Here is an 18,366-nt window from a genome sequence, read left to right as displayed (position 1 = left end):
TTGCGGGAACCAGTGAGCACGGTTGTATCACTGAATTCCGATAAACCTGGAACCTGTGGGCCCGGCAAATACCCCCAGCACCACGTGCGCGCCCCCCGAGATATCCCAGTTGCGATTTCTCGCCGGACGCGAACGTCCGGCGCTGCCTGCTGACCCGCGGCCGATACGACGTGGTGCTGGCGTTGAGATCCTCGCCGGACGCGGACATCCGGCGCTGCTCAGGACCCCGCAGATGCGTCGGCCCGCACGGATCACGTTGAGATCCTCGCCGGACGCGAACGTCCGGCGCTGCCCGCGACGATGGAGCGCATCCGGGTCGGGCTGGCGTTGAGATCCTCGCCGGACGCGGACGTCCGGCGCTGCCGCCGTGTTGCAACGCCTACAGCAAAGGATCGAACGGTGTTGAGATCCTCGCCGGACGCGGACGTCCGGCGCTGCTTCGGACCGAACTCGATTGCCGTCCGGCTCAAAAAGTTGAGATCCTCGCCGGACGCGGACGTCCGGCGCTGCGGTCCCTGTCGTGCGCATATACGCGATCGCGAACCAGTTGAGATCCTCGCCGGACGCGGACGTCCGGCGCTGCTGAGGACGGCTGTGCGCAGCCACGGCGTTCTTGTCGGGTTGAGATCCTCGCCGGACGCGGACGTCCGGCGCTGCCGCGGGATCGAATTCGATCTGAGCAGCGATCGACTCGTTGAGATCCTCGCCGGACGCGGACGTCCGGCGCTGCCCTGCCTGAACTGGGACTTCTGCCTCTCCGCCAGCTGCCAGAGTCAGATATCGACTGCCTAGCACCGCAATCTGCCTGATCGCTGGTTCGGAACCCTCCTGGAGATTCAGTCGCACTAGGGGTTCCAAACCTACCCCAACGTCCCCATATCGGTTAGATGACAACGTCCACCTTGTTCTCATCCGCCCACCCCACGATAAATCTTCGAATCCGGCAAGTAAGCCGCGGCCGATGACCGTAGAGCCCAAACCAGAAGGAGAACCTCCCATCAGCGTAAGCGAGTTGGCCGTGTCAGCTGCCGGACGGGCATCCGACGCCGCTGTTCAGGCTTGGGCTCTGCCGAGGCCGCCGGTGGTCGCGTATCCGCGCGCTTTACCTCAACTCCAACCGCCTGCGACACGGGGGCGGAGCCACTCCTGACCCATTCCGGCTCTGTCCGTTGGCTATTCGCACTCTTCGAGACGTGATCTCCCTGGGCCGATTCGGTGCTGGGCTCGTCGCCCTGTGCGCTTGGGTCCAGCTTCTCTATGCCGACCTTCTCCTGCTCTGCCGTGTGGCCCGGCACGATCGAGCCGGCGGGTGTTGTTTCGCCACCGAATCCAGGGTGGCAGTCGACGCAGAGTTTGTCGCGAAGTTGGCGCCATTCCTTGCACTTTGCGCATTGGCCGTTCATCGAGCGGGCATCGACCAGCAGCTGTTCCTTCAGCAGTTCGGGCTCGGTATGGGTATCGACCCACTTCTCGATGATCGGGCGTGTTTTGTAACCGGCAAACAACCACTCCTGGCGGAAGACCGCGCGGGGGTCGGTATGGGTATCGGTGTGAAAGGACTCGGCGAGGAATTGCAAGCGGGCTTCGACGGCCTGTTGGCGGGTGTGGTTGAGCGGGAGTTCGGGTATGCCGGGGCGGCCGAGTCCGCGGCATTCGCCGCAGAGGCCGTCGTCGCCGTGTCCGGTGAGGGCTTGGCCAGTCTCGCGGTCGATGGCGGAGCGTTCCAGACGGCAGGAGACGCACAGGCCGATCTGGCCTCTGTCGACCGCGTCGATGTCGTAGTCGCGGTTGTCGACGATCGGTTCTGGGCGAGGCGTGCCGGGGTCGTTGCGTTCGGTCTTTCCGAGTTCGTCTTCGTATTGTTCGGTGATGTTGCCTGCGCGGGGGCGTACGTCATCTTGTGTCGGACGCTGTTTCCTGGCTGGTTCGCGAATATATTGTCCCTCAGCTTGTTTGGGGACGCAGGCTTCGATCAGGGCTCGGTAGGGCTCGTTTCGATACCAGAGGTTGCGCAGTTTGCCCAGGGCTGCGTCGTGGGTTTTGAAGCGTAGGGTGTGGGCGATTTCGGTGATGATCAGCCAGGTCTGGTCGTCGATGCCTTTTTCCAGTTGGCGCAGTTGCTGTTTGGCTTGGCGGAGGTTCTGGGATTGGACGAGGGTGCGGATTGCGGTGAGGGCGGCGGCGGTGGCCGAGCTGGGGTCGGGGTTGGGGATTGCCATGTGGGTTACTCCTTCCGGGCGGGCCTCCTGGTGTCGGTTGGTTGCGGGGATAGCGGTCAGGGCCTGCGGCGGTGCGGTGGAGGGCGGAACGGGGGTTGGCGGTTGGCGCGTTGGCGTCGATGCTTGGCACGTTCACGGTTCTGGTCGATGAGCTTCGACTCGCCTTGGAGGTGGCTGTGGTCTTGTTCCAGCGCAGTCGAATTCAGCTGTTTCCGCCCGTCGGCCTGGGACTCTACGGACCCGGAGCTCGTGAGCCGGTACGGTTCATCGCTCCGGATCGTCTGGCGGATGTGTTGGGTCGCAGTCAGATCGTCAGTGAGGTCGGCGAGTTGGCCCTCGAAATCCCAGAGCGTGGCCGCGACATTCGCGGGCACGGCACGCGCGCTGCCTGGGTCGGTCGCGCCGGTACCGGCATGCTGTTGCAGGGCGGCCATGAGTTCGGCGCAGGTGGCGTAGTGGCCCGATGGCCCGGTGTGTGTGCTGATCCAGCCGTTGTTTTCGACTGCTATCCGGGTCTCGGCGTACCAGGGTGTGTCGCCGTGGATGATGTTCCAGCCGGCCACGATGGTGACCGCGGAATCGTCGGGTGCACGGTAGTGGGTGCTCAGGCCGGCGTCCTTCACTGCTACGGGCGCCTGCTCGGCGTGGGTGACGGTATCGTCGAGCCAGCTGGTCGTGGCGGGTTCGATGGCGTACAGGTTCGTGGTGCGCACGGTGTGGTCGATCGATGCGAGTAGGTCGGCCGGGGAGGGGATGGCGGCGCGGGTGGCGAAGTCGAGGTATTGGTCGCGCAGGTCATCCGCGCGGAGTTGGTGTTCGAAGCGGTGGCGCATTCCCCAGGGATTCGATTGGGCTGCAAGTACTTTGTGGTATTCGTCGGCAAGGACGTCTGCGCACAGCTCGTCCAGCCAGGGTTTGCCGTCGAGGTTCCGGCGTGCGCCCAGGAGCTGGTCCAGTCGGGTGAGTTCGGTGCGCAGTTTGATGGGGTCGGCGTGTTCGGCGGTCATCAGCACGTGCTGGGTGCCGGTGTGGATGTCGCGGGCGCTGATCTCGATGTCGGCAGCGGTGCTGGGGTATCTGTAGGTGGTGTCGCGGATCCATTCGCGGGCTTGCCACCAGCTGGTGAGCCGTTCATGGGACTTCAAGCGTCCGTGGGGGCGGTAAGTTGCGGTGTAGGGCAGGGTTTGCAGAGTGCGATGGTCGATCGGGTCGGGTGGCGCGGTCGCGATTCGGCGTTCGTGATCCATCACCCAGGCTTGCTGCAAGCTCGCCAGTTTCGTTGCGGCGGTGGCGGGATCGGGACTGTCGTGGTGGGTAAGACTGCCGGGGTATTTCCGGGCCTGGATCGGGTCGTCTCTGAAGTGGTCACAGGCGTCGTCGAGGTATTGCCAGTGTCGTGTCCATTCGTCGTTTCCCGCCAGCCAGCTTCGGGCGATATGGTCGGCCTGTTCGCGCAGCCTCAGACCTTCGGTCTGGGTGGTGGCGAACTCGGCCGCGACACCCAGGCGATAAGCGCGCGCGAAGTCTCGCCGCAGCGCCGATTCGATGTCGGCCCGGTCGCCAGGGCGATCGTTGCTGTCAGGTTCCATGACGGCCTCCTTGTCAGTTTCTCCTCACGTACGTTCGGGATCCGGGTCTCACCAACAGGTGCTCGTGCCGGGTTCGTTCACCTAGCGGCCCGGATCGTCGTTCCGATGTTCACCGGGGGCAGAGGCGGCATGTGGGGGGCTGTGCTGGTATTCCAGATCCACTGCGGTCCCGCTATATTCGGCGGCTCGGGCTGATGGTTGTCGGTGAGGTAGCAGGGCGTAGGTGGGTCGGTGTCGGTGAGCACCACGCAGGGGATCTGCGCGGCGGTCGGGAGCAGGTAGCGCAACGGTTTGACGTATCGGCGGCGCTTCTGGGCAAGGACACCGAGCAGGGCGTGGTCGCTGATGGTGTCGAACGGGGTCCAGTCCCGGGTCACGGTCATCAGCGCCGCGTCCTGGGCGACCGCTACACCGGCGGTGCTGAGTGCGAACGTGGCCGCCAGGATGAGATGGCTGTCGGAGATTGCTTGTCGCAGAGCGAATTCTGTGCCGTGGCTCGTGCGGAGGTGGGTGATGAGTGCATCGTCGGCCAGGATCGGAAAGTCCGGAAGGTGTTTGATAATCAGTGCGCGCTGATCGAAGTGAGCGGGACGCAGATCTTTGACCTCGCCCACCAGCAGCATCAGCCGACGGCTTCCATCGGTCCCGGTGAGCCGCTTCAGCGCCAAGGTCCGACGGCCAACGATGTCATATTTTATTGCACTGGAGAACATTTCGGGGATATACAGATAGTCGGCCAGCGGGTGGCCTTTGGTGACCTTGTCCTCGGCCGCCCGCTGAAGCCTCGAGCGGACCATCCCCCAGTGACGTTTGCCAGCCAGGGCGGGAGTCCAGCGGGTCAGCCCCGACTCCTCCCACAAGTAGTGCAGCAGCCCCCGCAGACTCAACCGGGCGTGCCTACCGTCCTCGGTGTCGGTGACAGTGCTGCTGGCACCGACGGTGGTGTTGCGGCCAGGCTGGCGGGTAAGAGCGAAGCCGAGGCCGAGACGGGTTGCGCCGTCGTCGGGTTGGTCGCAGATCGCGGTGCCCAGCAACGGCGCCAGGCCGGACAGTTCAGCCGGTGGGCTCCAGGATCCGCAGTCAGGTGCGTGTTCGGGACCGGTACCTGGCATGCGTTTGAGGTAGTAACGCTGGCCGATTCGAGCGATGTACATCGGTACCCCGCCGTCCTGACTCGGGCTACACAGGCAGCCCGGTCGGCGGCTCGGGTCGCGGTGGATATCGGCCAGCACCTGTTGCCCGGCCTCGCCGAGCAGGTCCAGGGGGTGTCCGTCGAGGGTGTACATCACCATCCACTCGCGTTCTCGGCGCGGGCGGTATAGGTGGCGATCAGGTCAGCCAGGCCGTCGAGAGTGGGCTGCTTGGTGCGCCGGTATCCGCACTCGGTGGGACGGCAACCGGTGAAATCGCTGATGCGGGTGAGGCGTTCGACCGTGGGCCAGAACCATTGGGTGTGCCAGGCGGTGAGGTCTTCACGCGCCAGCTCGGCCTGAGCCGGTGGGCAGGTGTAGGCGGCGATGTGCGCAGCCATGAGCGCGGTGAGTTCTTCCACGACCGCTTCGTGACGCCACCAGCAAGCGGGAATACGGGAGCCGAGCTGGTAGCGCTGCCGCAGCCAGTCAACCCAGTCCGCCAGATCTTGCCACAACGCAGCTTTCCCGGCGAAATCCAGGTCTGGCCACGAATACCGGCACGGGACAGGCAGATCGACCGAATCTTCCTGACTACGTTCCTCGTCGAATGTCATGGATCACTCCCTTCGACTGAACTTGAATGCTGTTGTGCTCATTACCTGTTGGCAGAATCGGTGTTCTGCATCAGGCTCTTCCGGCGACTCCGTCCGCATCGGTGCCGATCCGCGGTCATATCCGGCGGGGTTTCACGAGTCGCCAGGGCTGGCGCGAAACCGGCCGACGCCGTTGCTTGATGCGACAGCGATATACCTCGGTGGCCGCGGCACACATCTCCTGGACGATCTTCTGTCGACGCAGGTACTCGGCCAGGTCGTGATCGGCATGTTCGCTCATCGCGACTTCTTTCTCGGGTCCTGTTGCAGCGGTGTCGACGGCACTGGTGTGGTGGTGACGATGTGGTCGAAGCGTGCGGTAGAGGCAATGACCTTCTCCCGCCAGCGGGGCACATCCCAGACGCTGGGCAGCCGAAGCACGATGGCGGGGGCGTTGCGGTAGATCAGGAGGGCTTGGTCGGTGCCGAGTTCGCGGATTTCGTCCGCGCGTAGCACGGTGTCGTCGTGTAGGGCGTAGCTGCGGCTGCCGTCGTGCAGGGTGGCTTCCCAGTGGCGGCGTTCACCGAGTAGCCGGGACAGGGCGGTGAGTTCCTCGACGCCGCGCAGGCCGGGCAGGATGACGGTGGCGGGTGCGGATTGGGCCAGGACTTTGCCGCCTTCGGTGCCCCATCGCAGTTCGTTCTGGTCTTGGTTGTGGCTGAATCCCCAGACGCTGATTCCTTTTCCGCCGGAGTCGGTCATGATCGTGGGAAGGTCAGGCAGCGGTGCGACGTTGTTCATCTCGTCGAGTACCAGGCGGATCGGCGGATCCAACCGCTTGCCAGGCCGGTGTTGGGAGGCGCGGTCGGCGATGTAGTGGACCTCAGCGGCGAGGGCGGCGACGAACGGGGCCATGCTGTGGGTGCCGCCTTTGGAGATCAGGTACAGCGTGTTGGTCCCGAACAGCACGAACTGCTCGATGGTGAAGGATTCCTCGATCGGGATGTCCACGGCGGCCAGGAGTTTCGGGGAGGCGAGGGGCTCGAGGAGGCGGGCGGCGGCGGCCAGGACGTCGTCGGTGGATTCCGAGGCTGAGCCGAGGATCTGTTCGAGTTCGGTGGCCCAGTCTGGTAGGGCGTCGGTGAGGATGTCGATCGCGGTGCGGTTGGTGCGTGCGGAGATCCACACGCGCACGTCCCGGATCGAGTACTCGTCCAGGGCTGCGGCGTGCAGGTAGCAGCGCACCACGGTGGCGGCTTTTTGTTCGAAGTAGGCGCCGTTGCGGGTGCCTTCCAGAGGCATGGCGCGGGCCAGGGCCGCGGCGCGGCGGATGGCGGTGTCCGGGTCGTCGCAGCCGGTCAGAACCGACCAGCGGATCGGGTCGGGCCAGCCGGTGAGGTTTTCCGGGTCGAATACCGCGACCTGCCCGACTTCGGCGCGGGCGGCGAAAGTCGCGGCGACGAGGTCGGCTTTGGTGGTGGTGGCCAGCACGAATCCCGGTGCGTCCCAGACTCGTTGGCAGGCGACGCGCCAGGTTTTTCCAGAGCCGGTGGGTCCGTGCACGATCACCCCGTCGCGGTGTTGCAGGTAGACGTGCTCGCGAGGGTCATCGCGCAGTACGCCGATATCGATCGCTACCGCTGAGGGGTCCACCGCTGGATGTGTCCGGGATAAAATCCAGGTCATCGCATCCACCGCCTTCGGTGTTGTGTTCGCGGGATACGGTGCTGGGCAACCAGGTTTGGGTATTCGTGGATGGCTTTGCGAACTGCGGAGCGGGCATCGAGGCCGGTGCGGCGGATGTCCTGGACGCTGGCCAGGCCCTCGTCGCGCCGTCGCCCCAACCGCCCGTGCACCGCGCTGCCGATAATGCTGACGCCCGCGCTCCAGCCGATGGCGACGAGCAGGATGCACGGCCAGGTGAGCCACGCTGGCCCGGGCCGCGGGTCGTGTGGCCATGCTGCGGCGGGGTGTGCGGGGTGGGTGATCAGGGTGCCGATGACGCCGACGACAGCGCCGGGCCCGGCCAGCGCGGGCCGATGCCCGCACAGGATCGCCGACAGTGCGCCGCCGCCGAGTACGGCGACCACGATCGTGGCGCCCGCCAGCAGTGCCAGGGTCAGTCCTGCCGGAAGCATTGGCTCGTGTCGGCTCGGGCTCGGCATGCCGCGGCGCGTCATGATTCGTCCTGACGGCCGATCGCTTGCGCGGGGTTCGTGTGGGGTTGGCCGGTGATCGCGGCGTCGGTGTCGGTGAGTGCGATTTCCCAGGGGGATCGGATGTGGCTGAGTAGGAACGGGTCTCGGCTTCCGATCTTGATCAGGGCTTGGCCGCGCCCCAGCTGCATGAGGGTGTCCTCGGTTCCGGCTGGCAGCCGGTACAGGTTGACCGTCTCGGTGGCGTCGTCGGCGCGCGATTGCCCGAACAACACCACGATCGACGCCTCGCCCATCAACGCCCGCGCGGGCGAGTCCGGCGGCTGATCGGCCGGATGATGGAACGCCGAGACAGTCGAAAGCCCGAGTCCGCGTGAGAGTTTCAGATTGGCGCGGAAGACTTCGCCGGTGGAGCCGCCCGCGACGTGCCAGCCTTCCTCGACGACCAGGATGGTTTGCTGGTAGCGCGAGGATCGCGCTGCCAGCCGGTTGGCCAGCCAGGTGTTGATCGCGGTCATCACCACTCGCAGCGCGGGTCCGTCGGTCGGCAAGGAGCTGAGGTCGAAGTGCACCAGCGGATGGGTTTCCAGGGCGTCGCGGACCGCAGGGCTGGTGGGTGCGTCGACCAAACCGCGCAGGTCCCGGTCGGCCAGCCGAGCAAGCGCCAGGCCCGGTTCCAGGCCCCATTCCAGTGCGCGTTCGCTCCATCGGGAGCCGAACACGGTTCCGTCGTTCGACGCTGGGTCCAGTAGCCGCATGGCCAGATCGCGGATCACCGGCTCGGTGTCGGTGCTGTGCGCGGCGGTATTGACCGCAGCCAGCGCCGCGCCGACGGCGGCTTTCTCTTTCTCGTCGAGGGTGCGGCCCATGGCGTCGGTGAGTACGGCCAGGACGAGGGCTTCCTGTCCGGCGGGGACGATGCCTTCCAGTCCGTGCTGGTGGTCGCCGCCGCGGCTGATGGCCGGGTCGAGGAGGTTCAGGCAGGCGCCGGTGCCGCCGATGCGGAACCGGATGCTTTCCGCGCCCAATCCCTGGGCGAGGGGTGTGTATTCGCCGGATCCGGCTTGGGGTTTGCGGTCCAGGACTACGACTTGTCGTCCGGCCACGAGCTGGCGTAGCACGCACACGGTTTTGATCCAGGAGGATTTGCCGCGTCCGATGTCGCCGATGACCACGATGTTGATGCCCGAGGTGTCGATGCCGTAGGCGGCGAAGGCGTCCACGATCTCCAGGGTTTGCGTCATGGTGTTCAGTCCGGCCAGCACTCCGTCCTGGCGAGTACGACGCCGGTTGGTCGCCAGGTTCCATGCCTCGGCCTGGCGGGTCGTCGACCACGCGCCCTCTGAGCGCCCCTCGTACCAGCCGTACTTGTCCAGCAGGCGCCGCCGCCGCGATACCCGCCGCCGATCACCGTCGACCGATCGCTCCGCAGTCTGCTCGGTAAAGGTGGGCACGCTGTGCTGCAATGCCTTTTGCTGCCGTCGTAGCGGGTTTCGGGCAGCTCGCCGTACCAGCTGGGGAGTCGCGGCTATGCGTGTTCGTTTTTTCGTCATCGAGGATCGCCTCCTTCTCAGCGGGTGTGCGGGGTGGCGGCCAGGCCGCGGCCGAGGGGCAGGGTGGTGAACACGGCGACGTCGTGATCGTCGTCGGCCCAGGTGATTTCGGCGACGGCGGATTCGTTGGCCGCTTCGGTCACGCGCAGGCAGGCTCGGTCGAGGTCGTCGGGGTCGCGGCCGGTGACCGCGACGGCGGCGGTGTAGATCACGCCGTGGTGCCCGGAGCCGGGTACCAGATCCTGGCGGCGCCGGTCCGAGGCGGTCGCCATGACCTCGGTGGAACCGTCGTCGAGCTTGCCGCGCTGATAGTCCTTCGTGCGGCGGGCCTGGTCGGCGGTGAAATCGCCGCGGGCTGCGGCGCGGGCGCGGTGGGCGGGCACGAAATCGATACGGACGCACAGGGTTCGGATGGTGGGCATCGGCGCTGTCTCCTCATCTCCTGGGTCGGCTTCGACCCCGGTCAGCAAGGGCGCCAGCCACAATGGCCCCAAGGGGACCGGTTCGATGGCGCGCGGTGCGATGGTCCCGACCCGGGTGCGCCACTGCCCGCGAGGGCCGACTGCGACGCTGTCGGAGCCGCCGATGTAGCTGGGCCAGCAGGTGGCCCAGCTGGCGTCCCGGTGCCGGTCGAGCTGATAGGTCGGATCCACGAACGCCCGGATCACCGCGCAGGCGCGCCGCTCCCCCAACACATCCACCCGACCCATACCGGCCATTACCAAAAGGCGTGTCGCGCGCTCGGTTTCGTCGCGGACGACTTGTGCGATCGCGCCGTGCATGGTGGCGTTCTTGCTGCGGGCCAACCGGGCGGTGGCGGCCATGAACGCCTCGGTTTGCGGGATCCGCAACACCACGAACGACCGGTGCTCCTCCGCCAAGGGGGCGGTGACGTCGATCAGCGCGCCATAAGATTCCACAGCGGGTGCCAAACGTGCGTCGGCCAGCTGGGCGACGCGGGTGTGGGCCCAGTGGATGTGCGGGGTCATGTCGTGGGGGACGCTGCGATGCAGCAGCTGAATGCCCCGGATCAGCGAACTCGTGCGGGCCATCTGGGCCAGGAACACTCCGAACGCGCTGGAGGCGCTGGCGTAGGCGGCGTCGCCACGCAGCCCGTCCGCGACGCCATCTACCGCAAGGGTCACCGTGAAGTACACGCGCTCACCGGGATTGGCGGTCCGCACGATGAACATCTCATCCAGCCCCGTACCGGCCACCTCCAGAGGCGCGGTGTGCCCGAGCGGCGGCGGATACGCCCACCCGGGATCCAGTACCGGGTTGCCGTAGGCGGGGTCGCTGGAGTTTCGATAGACGTGTTCCCCGCGCCGTCGCCGCGACCATGTGCGTAGGGCGTGCAGGCGACGCGCGGCGAACGAGGGTCTGTCGCGCCATTCCATGGTGGCTGCGAACACACCCGCGAGCAGGGCCAAGGCGGCGATGATCGCCCAGGTGGCGCCGCCGCCGAGCAGGTAGATCGCCAGTGCGGCACCGATACTCGCGGCCCATGCCAGCAGCACCGGGCGCGAAAGCCCGAGCCAGGAGCGGCGCGCGATCTCCCCGCCCAGCACGCTGGTCCGTGGCCCGGTCATTCGGTCTCGGCCTCTCCGGGAGCGCCTTCCGCGGCGCTGCGTGCCTTGGTCAACGCCCCGCTGGCCGCTTGTGCCGCGATCGGCACCGCGACCACGCCCGCGCTCATCGCGGCCCCACCGGCGGCCTTGGCCACCGAGCCCACGGTGCGTGTCGTGCGCGTGGCAGCCTGTCCGACGGTGGCGTGGCTGCCCGATGGGGTGGACGGGTTCGCTGTGGCAGTGCTCCTGGCCAGGGTGCGGCCGAGACCGGCTTCGGTGTCGGATTTGCCGTCGCTGCGTCCGCCGGTACGCCACTTCGGATCCCCGCTCTTGCGTTCACCGCCCCCGCTGCCCTCGCTGGCACCACCGCCTCCGCTGGCATCGCCCTGACCTGGACCGGCTGCGGGGCCGGAGCCCTCGGCGCGCGGGGGCTGGCGGCGCATGCCCATCCCGCGGTTCATCATCATCGCCGACCCCACGCCGCCGACCGCACCGGCCAGCATGGAGCTGGATTGCCCGAACCCGGCCGCGTCCGATCGCGCGGGCAGCAACGGGGCATACCGCAGCAGAGTCCACGGCGCCATCCCGGCGACCAGGAACGCCACCACAACCGTGCACAGCCGGGCCAGAATCCCGAGCTGGTCACCGCCCGCGCCGCTGTCGGGGAGATCGGCGTTGATCGCGCCGGTCAGCACCGCCAGCAGCAGAAATAACAACGGTTTGCTGAACACGATCGCCACGAACAGCAGTGCGGGCCGCAGCGCTTTCTTGCGCCAGACCGGATGCACCCACATGCCGAACCCGATCCCGGCCGCGACCGCCAGACACGGCAGCGCGACCTGGTGCATGAGCAACCCGAAGAACACCGCCAGCGCACCGACGATCAGCAGCAGGAACAACACCAGCCCGACCAGCACGCCGCCGACCAGATGACTGGCTGTGATCTCGCCGACGAACTTCTGCAGATTGGTGATCATCTGGCCCATGTCCGGGCCCAGCGTGCTGGTGATCGATTCCGAGGACCGGTTGGCGACCTCGAGGAGCATTCCGGCGATCATCGGCGCGAACATCATCATCAACACCCCGACCGGCAGATATCCGAACAGGTCGGCGCCCAGGGATTTGAGGTTCTCCTTCTGCGCCGACGCCCGCCACAGCGCCAGCAGGGTCATCGCGCCCATCACCATGATCCCGATCCCGCACGACAGCGCGTACCAGTGCAGAAACCACGGCGCGGCAGGATCGAAACGCCCTGTAGCCGCAAGCCCGTCCAGCACCCGGCTACTCAAATCGACGGCACTCGACTTGGAGGCATTGGCCCAGTCATCGATCACGCTCTGCGGGTCCTCGACGAATTTGGCTGTATCCGAAGCCCTCTGCACGACCCAGGAAAACGCCTTGACCATCGCCCCGCCGGCCGAATTCCCGAACACGTCCTTCATCGCCGCGCTCGCGCGATCGGAGAACCCGGTGTTGCGGTCGAGCCAGTCCGCGGTGCCCACGAACAGGTTGCCCACCGCGACGTTCCAGCGTTGGCAGGCGATCTGATCACCGGTAGCGGTATCGGCATGGGCGCAGTCCACGAAGAACGCGTGCGCACAATAGGATCCGTTCACGCTGCACGGGTCGGACCATGCCTTGTCGGGCACCTCGGCGAAGGCGTGCGTGGTCGCATCATGGATCGCACGCAAGGACTGGGTATCCGGGGCCGGCGTCCAGTCGAAGCCCCACGAATTCCATGCCGGGGTGCGGCCCCACCGCTTCAAATCGTCCGCGCAGGCCGGGGACGGCAGGTGAAAAGTAGCGTCACCGGCCGGGAAGACCCGTGGCAGAGCGGTTTTCGGCGGCTCTGTGCCTTGGGAGACCAGTTGCTGAGCGACGGTGTCCGGCAGCTGGCCGTGCAGCATCTGAAGCTTTTGATCGTCGGTGGAGGTCCAATACAGCAGCCGATCCTCCACCGTCATCGCGGCGTTGATATAGCCACCGACATCTCCACCGCGCCCCGCGCAGGGGCCGGAAAACCACGGCGCGGACTTGAATTCGGCGGTACCGGCAACGAACTGACGCAGATCCGCCGGGAAACCATTCGGCAGCCCACCGCCACTGACCGAGATTCCCGGGCTGATCGGCCCGGCGGACGCAGCACCCACAGCGGCGCCCAATATCCCGCACGCCAGCAGCACCACCGCGAGGGCGGCGAACAGGCGGTAATGGTGGTGTCGGTGCAACATCGCCTCACCGCCTAATTAACATAGAAGGAGTAGTAACCGGACTGGATCGGTTGCGCCAGAGGCGAATCGGCGTCCGGAGTGACGACCTGGTCCGGAGTGGGACCGACCTGGCCGGTGGTGTCCTTGGCCTTCCAATCCGAGTCCTCCCACACCACATCCACCGTGTGCGTGGCCCAGGCGGTGATCACCGACACTGGAGCACCGTCGCTGATCGCGCCGCGCGAGATCGCCATCGTCCACACCGACACCCGCGCAGACAGCGGTGAATAGCTGGCCACGCTCACCGCGGCCGGAACGATGTTCACCACATCACGGCTCTCAGCCCGATCACGGCCCACCCCGATCGACGCGCGCAATCCCGGACTCGGATCCCGGGCCACAAGCCCTGCCACCACCGCGTCCATCCGCGCCCTCCCCTGGCCCGCCTGGGTCAGCGCTTGCAGCACGTTCACCGCGGCCGTTGCCGCCCCCGCCGGATCGTGCGTATATCCCACTGGCACACCGGCCACGCTTCCGTGTGGGCCATGCGCGGCATGCACACTGACCTCCTGCTGCGCTCCCCCACCCCCGCGGGCGCAGGCATGCACCAGCAGCAATCCACACGCCACCACCGCAACCAGACACGCACCGGCACTCAGCCACCACCGCGTCGACCGCCATCCGCGCGGCACCGGAGCTACCGAGTTACCCTCGCTATCCTGTTGCCGACTCGGCGTTTCCGGGGTTAGGTCCGCGAATTTTCCTGTGCTCCTTGTCATCTGCTCCACCTCCTCACATCCGGGCCCACAACATGAGGGGCCGGGTGAATAAGCCTCATCTACGGCGTGAATTCGTCAGCTTCCGCCGACGACGAACAAGACGGTCGCGATGATGGGTGACGCCAACCCGACCAGGCCCAGAGACACCAGTGCGTCCTGGAGTTCTTCGGATCCTTCGGCCAGATCGTTGGCGTAGCCGCGGGACTTGGCGCGTTTGACCTTGAACGCGCCGACGATCACCCGCACCGCGGAGCCGACCACGACCAACGCCCAGATGAACGCGACCACGCGTTTCCAACTCGCGTCCAGAGCGCTGGAGAACAAACCCAGGTCGGGCTTAACCCCGTTCAACGGGTTATCGATCACCCCCGCGTCCGCTGTGCCCATCGCGACGAGGAGGCTGACGGTGACCACGGCATACGCCACGGCGCATCCGCTCACCAGACGGCGCAGTCCCTGTCTCGGGTGTGTTGAGTGCATCTCGAACCTCCTACTTTTCGTGCGGTTGGTCACCAGCCGGGATCCTGCGAGTAGGTCGGCACCGACGGGATCCGGTGTTGCTCGGTCATCGGCGTCGGTGCGTGGTGCAGGGAATAAGCCAGCATTCGGCGTTGCCGCACGCTCGCTTGCTCGGATCCGGGTGTGGTCCACCGGGATTCGGGAACGAATCCGCTTTCCAACGGGACGGCACGCCCGGCCAGTGCGTCCGCGGCGCCGTCGGCGACGGTAGCCACGACCTGGGTCCAAGCCGCGATCGTGGACCGCGGCAGGCGAGTGACCACGATCCGTTCGCCGCTGGCGAGAGCGGCATCGAACGGCACCCGCACGACCCGCTGTATCCCGGCCGCAGTCAGTGCCTCGCTCGCCACGCCACCGCCACCTGTCTCGGCGAGCACGATGATCGCTGCCTCGGCGAGGTCTTCGCGCCCGTTGTCGGCCACGCCATCCAGGAGCCGCAGCGCGGCGACCACCGCGTCGCGGCGACCGATGACCGGGACCACGAGCACCGTCGCGTGCTCAATCGTCCACCGGAACGCCGCGGCGCGTTCGTTGTCGCCGGTGTCGGCCACGACCAGTGACCGATGCCGGCGTAGCACCGCCCAAATCGCCGCGCATTCCTCCGCGCCGATGCACGCGCTCCCACCGGGGGCGTCGTCGGCGGCCAGGACCTCGTCCAGGGTCGGCTGCCGATGCAGGAACCGCCCCAACCCCGAGGCGTCCGTGTTCGCCGAGCACAGCTCTCGCGCGTGCCCGAGCACATCCCACACCGACTCCAGGCCACTGCTCACCGCAGCCCGGTCGCCCAAGGTGCCGCATGCCTCGTTCGCGTCCCACGCCACCACCTGCCCTCCACGGTGCCGGGCGAACAACGCCGACAACAGCACCACCGCCGGGCTCACCCCGGTGCCGCCCTTGGGATTGGCCACCACCACCAGCGGTGTGCCCGGCAACGGTTGCCGAATCCGTTCGACCGCACGCCGGTACACCACTTCCCCGCTCATGCGGTGTGGCCGCAGCCGCAGACCGAGACTGTTGAGTTTCCCGCGCCACCCCCACAGCGCCGGATCGGTTTCCACACCCGGCGCAGGGTTACGCAACATCGCCAACCGCGCCTCACGTACCGCGGCGATCTCGCGCGGATCGGGCATCGGAGTACTCAGATTCTCCGCACCGACCCCATACGGATCATCCACCACTACAACCGGATCGGCGTCATCATTGCGGTCTTCGAAACGTTCCTCGTCCGGCTCGTCCGCGCTCACCCTGCGCGGTCGTCCTCGAAGGCGTTGCCGACGCAGATCTACCGGGTCTTCGGCGGTGTAGTCCGCACGATCACCATCGATTGCCTCTACCGCGGTCGATTCATCGGGCTCCCACGGACTATCGCCCTCGATCGGTTCGTCGCTCATCTCAACCTCCTTCGCGTGCCCGATCACCGCGCTGCCCGTCCGACTCACGCGCTCTGCGCCATCGAGCGAGGTCGGGCCGAACTCAACAGATCCCTTGTGGTTCACCGTTTTTCACCAGAATGCGCACGCAGATCGGTGCCGGGCACACGGTAGTTAGCGGCCAGTTGCGGGATGATCTGGACGTAGTGCAGTGTCTGACTGTTCTGGCAGACTTCGCCTTGGCCAAGGGTGTTCGCCGCGCCGCAGTTGTACATGCTCAGCCACAACTCGGTCAGGTCCCCATGCAGCCGCCCGTCAGTCAAGCCCTGTTTGGCGATGCCAATCAGCTCGCAGGCGTATTTCCCTTGCGACATAACAGCGTCCGGGATCGAGAACGGATCCGGTGGACCACTGCCCTCGGCTCGCACGCCATGGGTGGCCCAGGTTCCGGGCATGAACTGCGCCGGCCCCTGCGCACCGGACGGAGACACCGCCCACCGGTTGTACCCAGACTCCTGCTGCAACTGGGCGGCCAAGATCGGCGCGGACAGTTCCGGACACTGCGTGGCGGCCTTCCGGATCCACGGCTCGTACTCCGGCGGCACCGAGCCCGCACGCAACGCACCGTCACCGGTCGGCCCCGATGCCGGGGCAGGGCTACAGCCGCTGGATGCCAGCGCGCTGCGGCGGCGCGCCGACCGTGAGGTCAGGGCAGCACTCTGGTCCACTCGGGCTGGCTGGGCTGTGGCTGTGTGCCCGGTGAGCCAGGGCATCGGGTCGATGGCGTGCCCGCCGGCCAATCGCCCGCCGGGCCACACCTCGAAGTGCAGGTGCGGGCCGGTGGCCTCACCGGCAGCCCCGACCGCGCCGATCCGCTGACCGGCCCGTACTTGGTCACCGGTGTGGACCAGTACACCGGTGTCGAACATGTGCCCGTACACGGTCGAGGTCAGCCCGTCCGGCCCCTGGGAGTCCAGCACGATCCAGTTCCCGAACCCTGAGGCCGGTCCGGCGGCCACCACTACCCCGTTAGCGGCGGCCAGGATCGCAGTGCCCAGCGGTGCCGCCAGATCCACTCCGCGGTGGAACCCGCCCGACCGGGGTCCGAACGGCGAGGACTCGGTGTAACTGCCCGCTGGTAGCGGCATCACCACCACTCCCACCGAGGCCGGTGCGATCCGATCGACTCTGGGCATGTCCGGCAAGCAGTTCGGGTCCTGCGGTGTGCGGTCACCGGAGCCGATCAGCACCAGCATCAACACCACCAGCGCGGCACCGGCCACCACCGGCACGCCGATCCATCCGGCGCTCATCACGCCGCTCCCAGCGAACGGATCCGGTTACCGAACCAGTCCACCAGCCACTGCGTCGCGGTACGCCCCTGCGCGTCGACCCGATACTTGTCGTACCCTTCGTGCACACCGGAGGCGAAAAACGAAGCGGCACTGAATCCTTCGGATCCCAGCTCGGCCAGCGAGTCAAGCCCCTGACCGGAAAGCTTGTCGGTCACCGCTTTCGCGGCACCCGCCACACCCGCCTCGGCGCTCGATTTCGGGGCACCCGTCAGCGTGTTCACCGCCACGGTGGCGAACCCGAGAAGCGTCGGAATGAACGCCACCGCACTGGTGATGACATCTACCGGGTTCGCTCCCGAGGTCAGCGCTTGCGCCAACTGCCACAGGTTCTCCTGCAACCGGCCAATCTGCGCCGCCAACGCGGGCACATCCAGATTGCCCAGCAGATCCACCAGCACCGAGATGATCTGCGCGGTCCCGCCCTGATCAGGGATCATCCCGATTAGGTGCGCCACCATATGCAGATCCACCCCCGCGGCCAACCGGACCAGCGGCTCGAACGCCGTATTCAACTGCCCGACAAGCTCATGCAGCCCGCGGACCTTGCCCGGCACATCCACCTTCTGATCGCCGATCAGCCCGATGATCCGGTTCAGCGTGTCCAGCACGCTCGGCACGTTTGCCGCGAACTTCAGCCCATTCACCGCGACATTCGTGACCTGACCAACCACAGCGGACGGCTTCAACACCCCCAGCGCCTGCGACGCCACATCCAACGCCTCGGCCGGTGACCCCGACACCGCGCCCTGCAACGGCACTGTCGCCGACGCCACCCGATTCGCCGCTCTCGACAAGTCGCCGCTCTCACGACTCAGGGCGGACCCTGCGGCAGTGCCGGCGATCCGGGAACCGATATCGGCCAAGGAATCCAGGGCGCCCTTCAGATCCGAATGCGAGGCCGCGTCCAGCACCTTGCCCGCCAGCCGACCCGAGCCCGGTGCCGCCGCGGCCAACCGCGACTGCGCCTGCGGATCCCCCGCCGTCTGCCCGACGACATCCGCCAGTGATCGCAACGTGCCGGTCAGGCTGTTCACGCTGTGTGAGACCTGGCCCGGGTCAGGATGCCCGGAGGTCACCTGACCGATGAGCTGCTGGATAGTGCCCGGAACATCTCCCAGATGCAGGTCGCCGAAGTCTGATACCAACGACCGCAACTCCGCCGACGTATCGTCCCCGGCGCCTCCGGCACCTGCTCCCGGCGGGGTTGTTCCGAGTTGCTGTGTGGGTTGCGACAAAAGCCGTCCCAGCGCGCCCAGGACCGGGTGCTGCGCGATATTGGTCGAGCAGTACAAATCCCCGCCCGCACAAATCTCGGCCGTTAC

14 protein-coding genes and 1 CRISPR repeat array are annotated in these 18,366 nt (G+C 66.8%); all 14 genes read right to left on the bottom strand.

Translation table 11 applies throughout. The features are described from left to right. Positions 1 to 181: 181 nt before the first annotated feature. Positions 182 to 730: direct repeats of the CRISPR family, unit length 37 nt; unit sequence GTTGAGATCCTCGCCGGACGCGGACGTCCGGCGCTGC. Between the two features lie 268 nt (positions 731 to 998). Continuing rightward, entirely contained in the window at positions 999 to 2,219 is a 1,221-nt protein-coding gene (locus tag JZ791_RS16045) for a hypothetical protein (RefSeq protein WP_216895620.1), read from the bottom strand. A gap of 56 nt (positions 2,220 to 2,275) precedes the next feature. Continuing rightward, complete coding sequence (locus tag JZ791_RS16040) at positions 2,276 to 3,808, bottom strand: hypothetical protein (RefSeq protein ID WP_216895618.1); 1,533 nt, start codon at positions 3,806 to 3,808, stop codon at positions 2,276 to 2,278. A gap of 77 nt (positions 3,809 to 3,885) precedes the next feature. Beyond that, positions 3,886 to 5,100, bottom strand: coding sequence for a DUF1173 family protein (locus JZ791_RS16035; protein ID WP_216895616.1), 1,215 nt, complete (start codon positions 5,098 to 5,100; stop codon positions 3,886 to 3,888). Continuing rightward, complete coding sequence (locus JZ791_RS16030; protein ID WP_216895615.1) at positions 5,094 to 5,555, bottom strand: hypothetical protein; 462 nt, start codon at positions 5,553 to 5,555, stop codon at positions 5,094 to 5,096. Before JZ791_RS16030 ends, JZ791_RS16035 begins: the two co-directional genes overlap by 7 nt. Positions 5,556 to 5,831: 276 nt before the next feature. Then, positions 5,832 to 7,187 (bottom strand): type IV secretory system conjugative DNA transfer family protein, encoded by a 1,356-nt coding sequence (locus tag JZ791_RS46505; protein ID WP_216895613.1) that lies wholly within the window; start codon positions 7,185 to 7,187, stop codon positions 5,832 to 5,834. Positions 7,188 to 7,216: 29 nt separating this feature from the next. Beyond that, positions 7,217 to 7,672, bottom strand: a complete 456-nt coding sequence (locus tag JZ791_RS16020; protein WP_216895611.1) for a hypothetical protein — start codon at positions 7,670 to 7,672, stop codon at positions 7,217 to 7,219. Positions 7,673 to 7,710: 38 nt separating this feature from the next. Beyond that, the gene (locus JZ791_RS16015) at positions 7,711 to 9,243 is read right to left on the bottom strand and encodes a putative type IV secretion/conjugal transfer ATPase (protein ID WP_216895609.1); all 1,533 of its coding nucleotides are present in this window, start codon (positions 9,241 to 9,243) and stop codon (positions 7,711 to 7,713) included. A 17-nt stretch (positions 9,244 to 9,260) separates the two neighbouring features. After that, positions 9,261 to 10,832 (bottom strand): hypothetical protein, encoded by a 1,572-nt coding sequence (locus JZ791_RS16010; RefSeq protein WP_216895607.1) that lies wholly within the window; start codon positions 10,830 to 10,832, stop codon positions 9,261 to 9,263. Then, positions 10,829 to 13,042: a hypothetical protein gene (locus JZ791_RS16005; protein WP_216895605.1), complete on the bottom strand. Its 2,214-nt coding sequence runs from the start codon at positions 13,040 to 13,042 to the stop codon at positions 10,829 to 10,831. Before JZ791_RS16005 ends, JZ791_RS16010 begins: the two co-directional genes overlap by 4 nt. Before the next feature lie 11 nt (positions 13,043 to 13,053). Continuing rightward, a complete protein-coding gene (locus JZ791_RS16000) occupies positions 13,054 to 13,800 on the bottom strand; it encodes a DUF8175 domain-containg protein (RefSeq protein ID WP_498049401.1) in 747 nt (248 codons plus the stop codon). A 75-nt stretch (positions 13,801 to 13,875) separates the two neighbouring features. Further along, the gene (locus tag JZ791_RS15995) at positions 13,876 to 14,280 is read right to left on the bottom strand and encodes a hypothetical protein (RefSeq protein ID WP_216895601.1); all 405 of its coding nucleotides are present in this window, start codon (positions 14,278 to 14,280) and stop codon (positions 13,876 to 13,878) included. Positions 14,281 to 14,309: 29 nt separating this feature from the next. Further along, positions 14,310 to 15,710, bottom strand: coding sequence for a MinD/ParA family ATP-binding protein (locus JZ791_RS15990; RefSeq protein WP_216895599.1), 1,401 nt, complete (start codon positions 15,708 to 15,710; stop codon positions 14,310 to 14,312). 101 nt (positions 15,711 to 15,811) lie between these two features. Further along, positions 15,812 to 17,002 carry a peptidoglycan DD-metalloendopeptidase family protein gene (locus JZ791_RS15985; protein ID WP_216895597.1) on the bottom strand — a complete coding sequence of 397 codons (1,191 nt, stop codon included), beginning with the start codon at positions 17,000 to 17,002 and terminating at the stop codon, positions 15,812 to 15,814. After that, positions 17,002 to 18,366 (bottom strand): hypothetical protein (locus tag JZ791_RS15980; RefSeq protein ID WP_216895595.1); only part of this gene is annotated, 1,365 nt, incomplete at its 5' end. The genes JZ791_RS15985 and JZ791_RS15980, both read right to left, overlap by 1 nt.

The sequence above is a fragment of the Nocardia alni genome, from assembly GCF_019038435.1.
Classification (GTDB): domain Bacteria; phylum Actinomycetota; class Actinomycetes; order Mycobacteriales; family Mycobacteriaceae; genus Nocardia; species Nocardia alni.
This window is presented reverse-complemented; position numbering and strand designations above follow the sequence as displayed.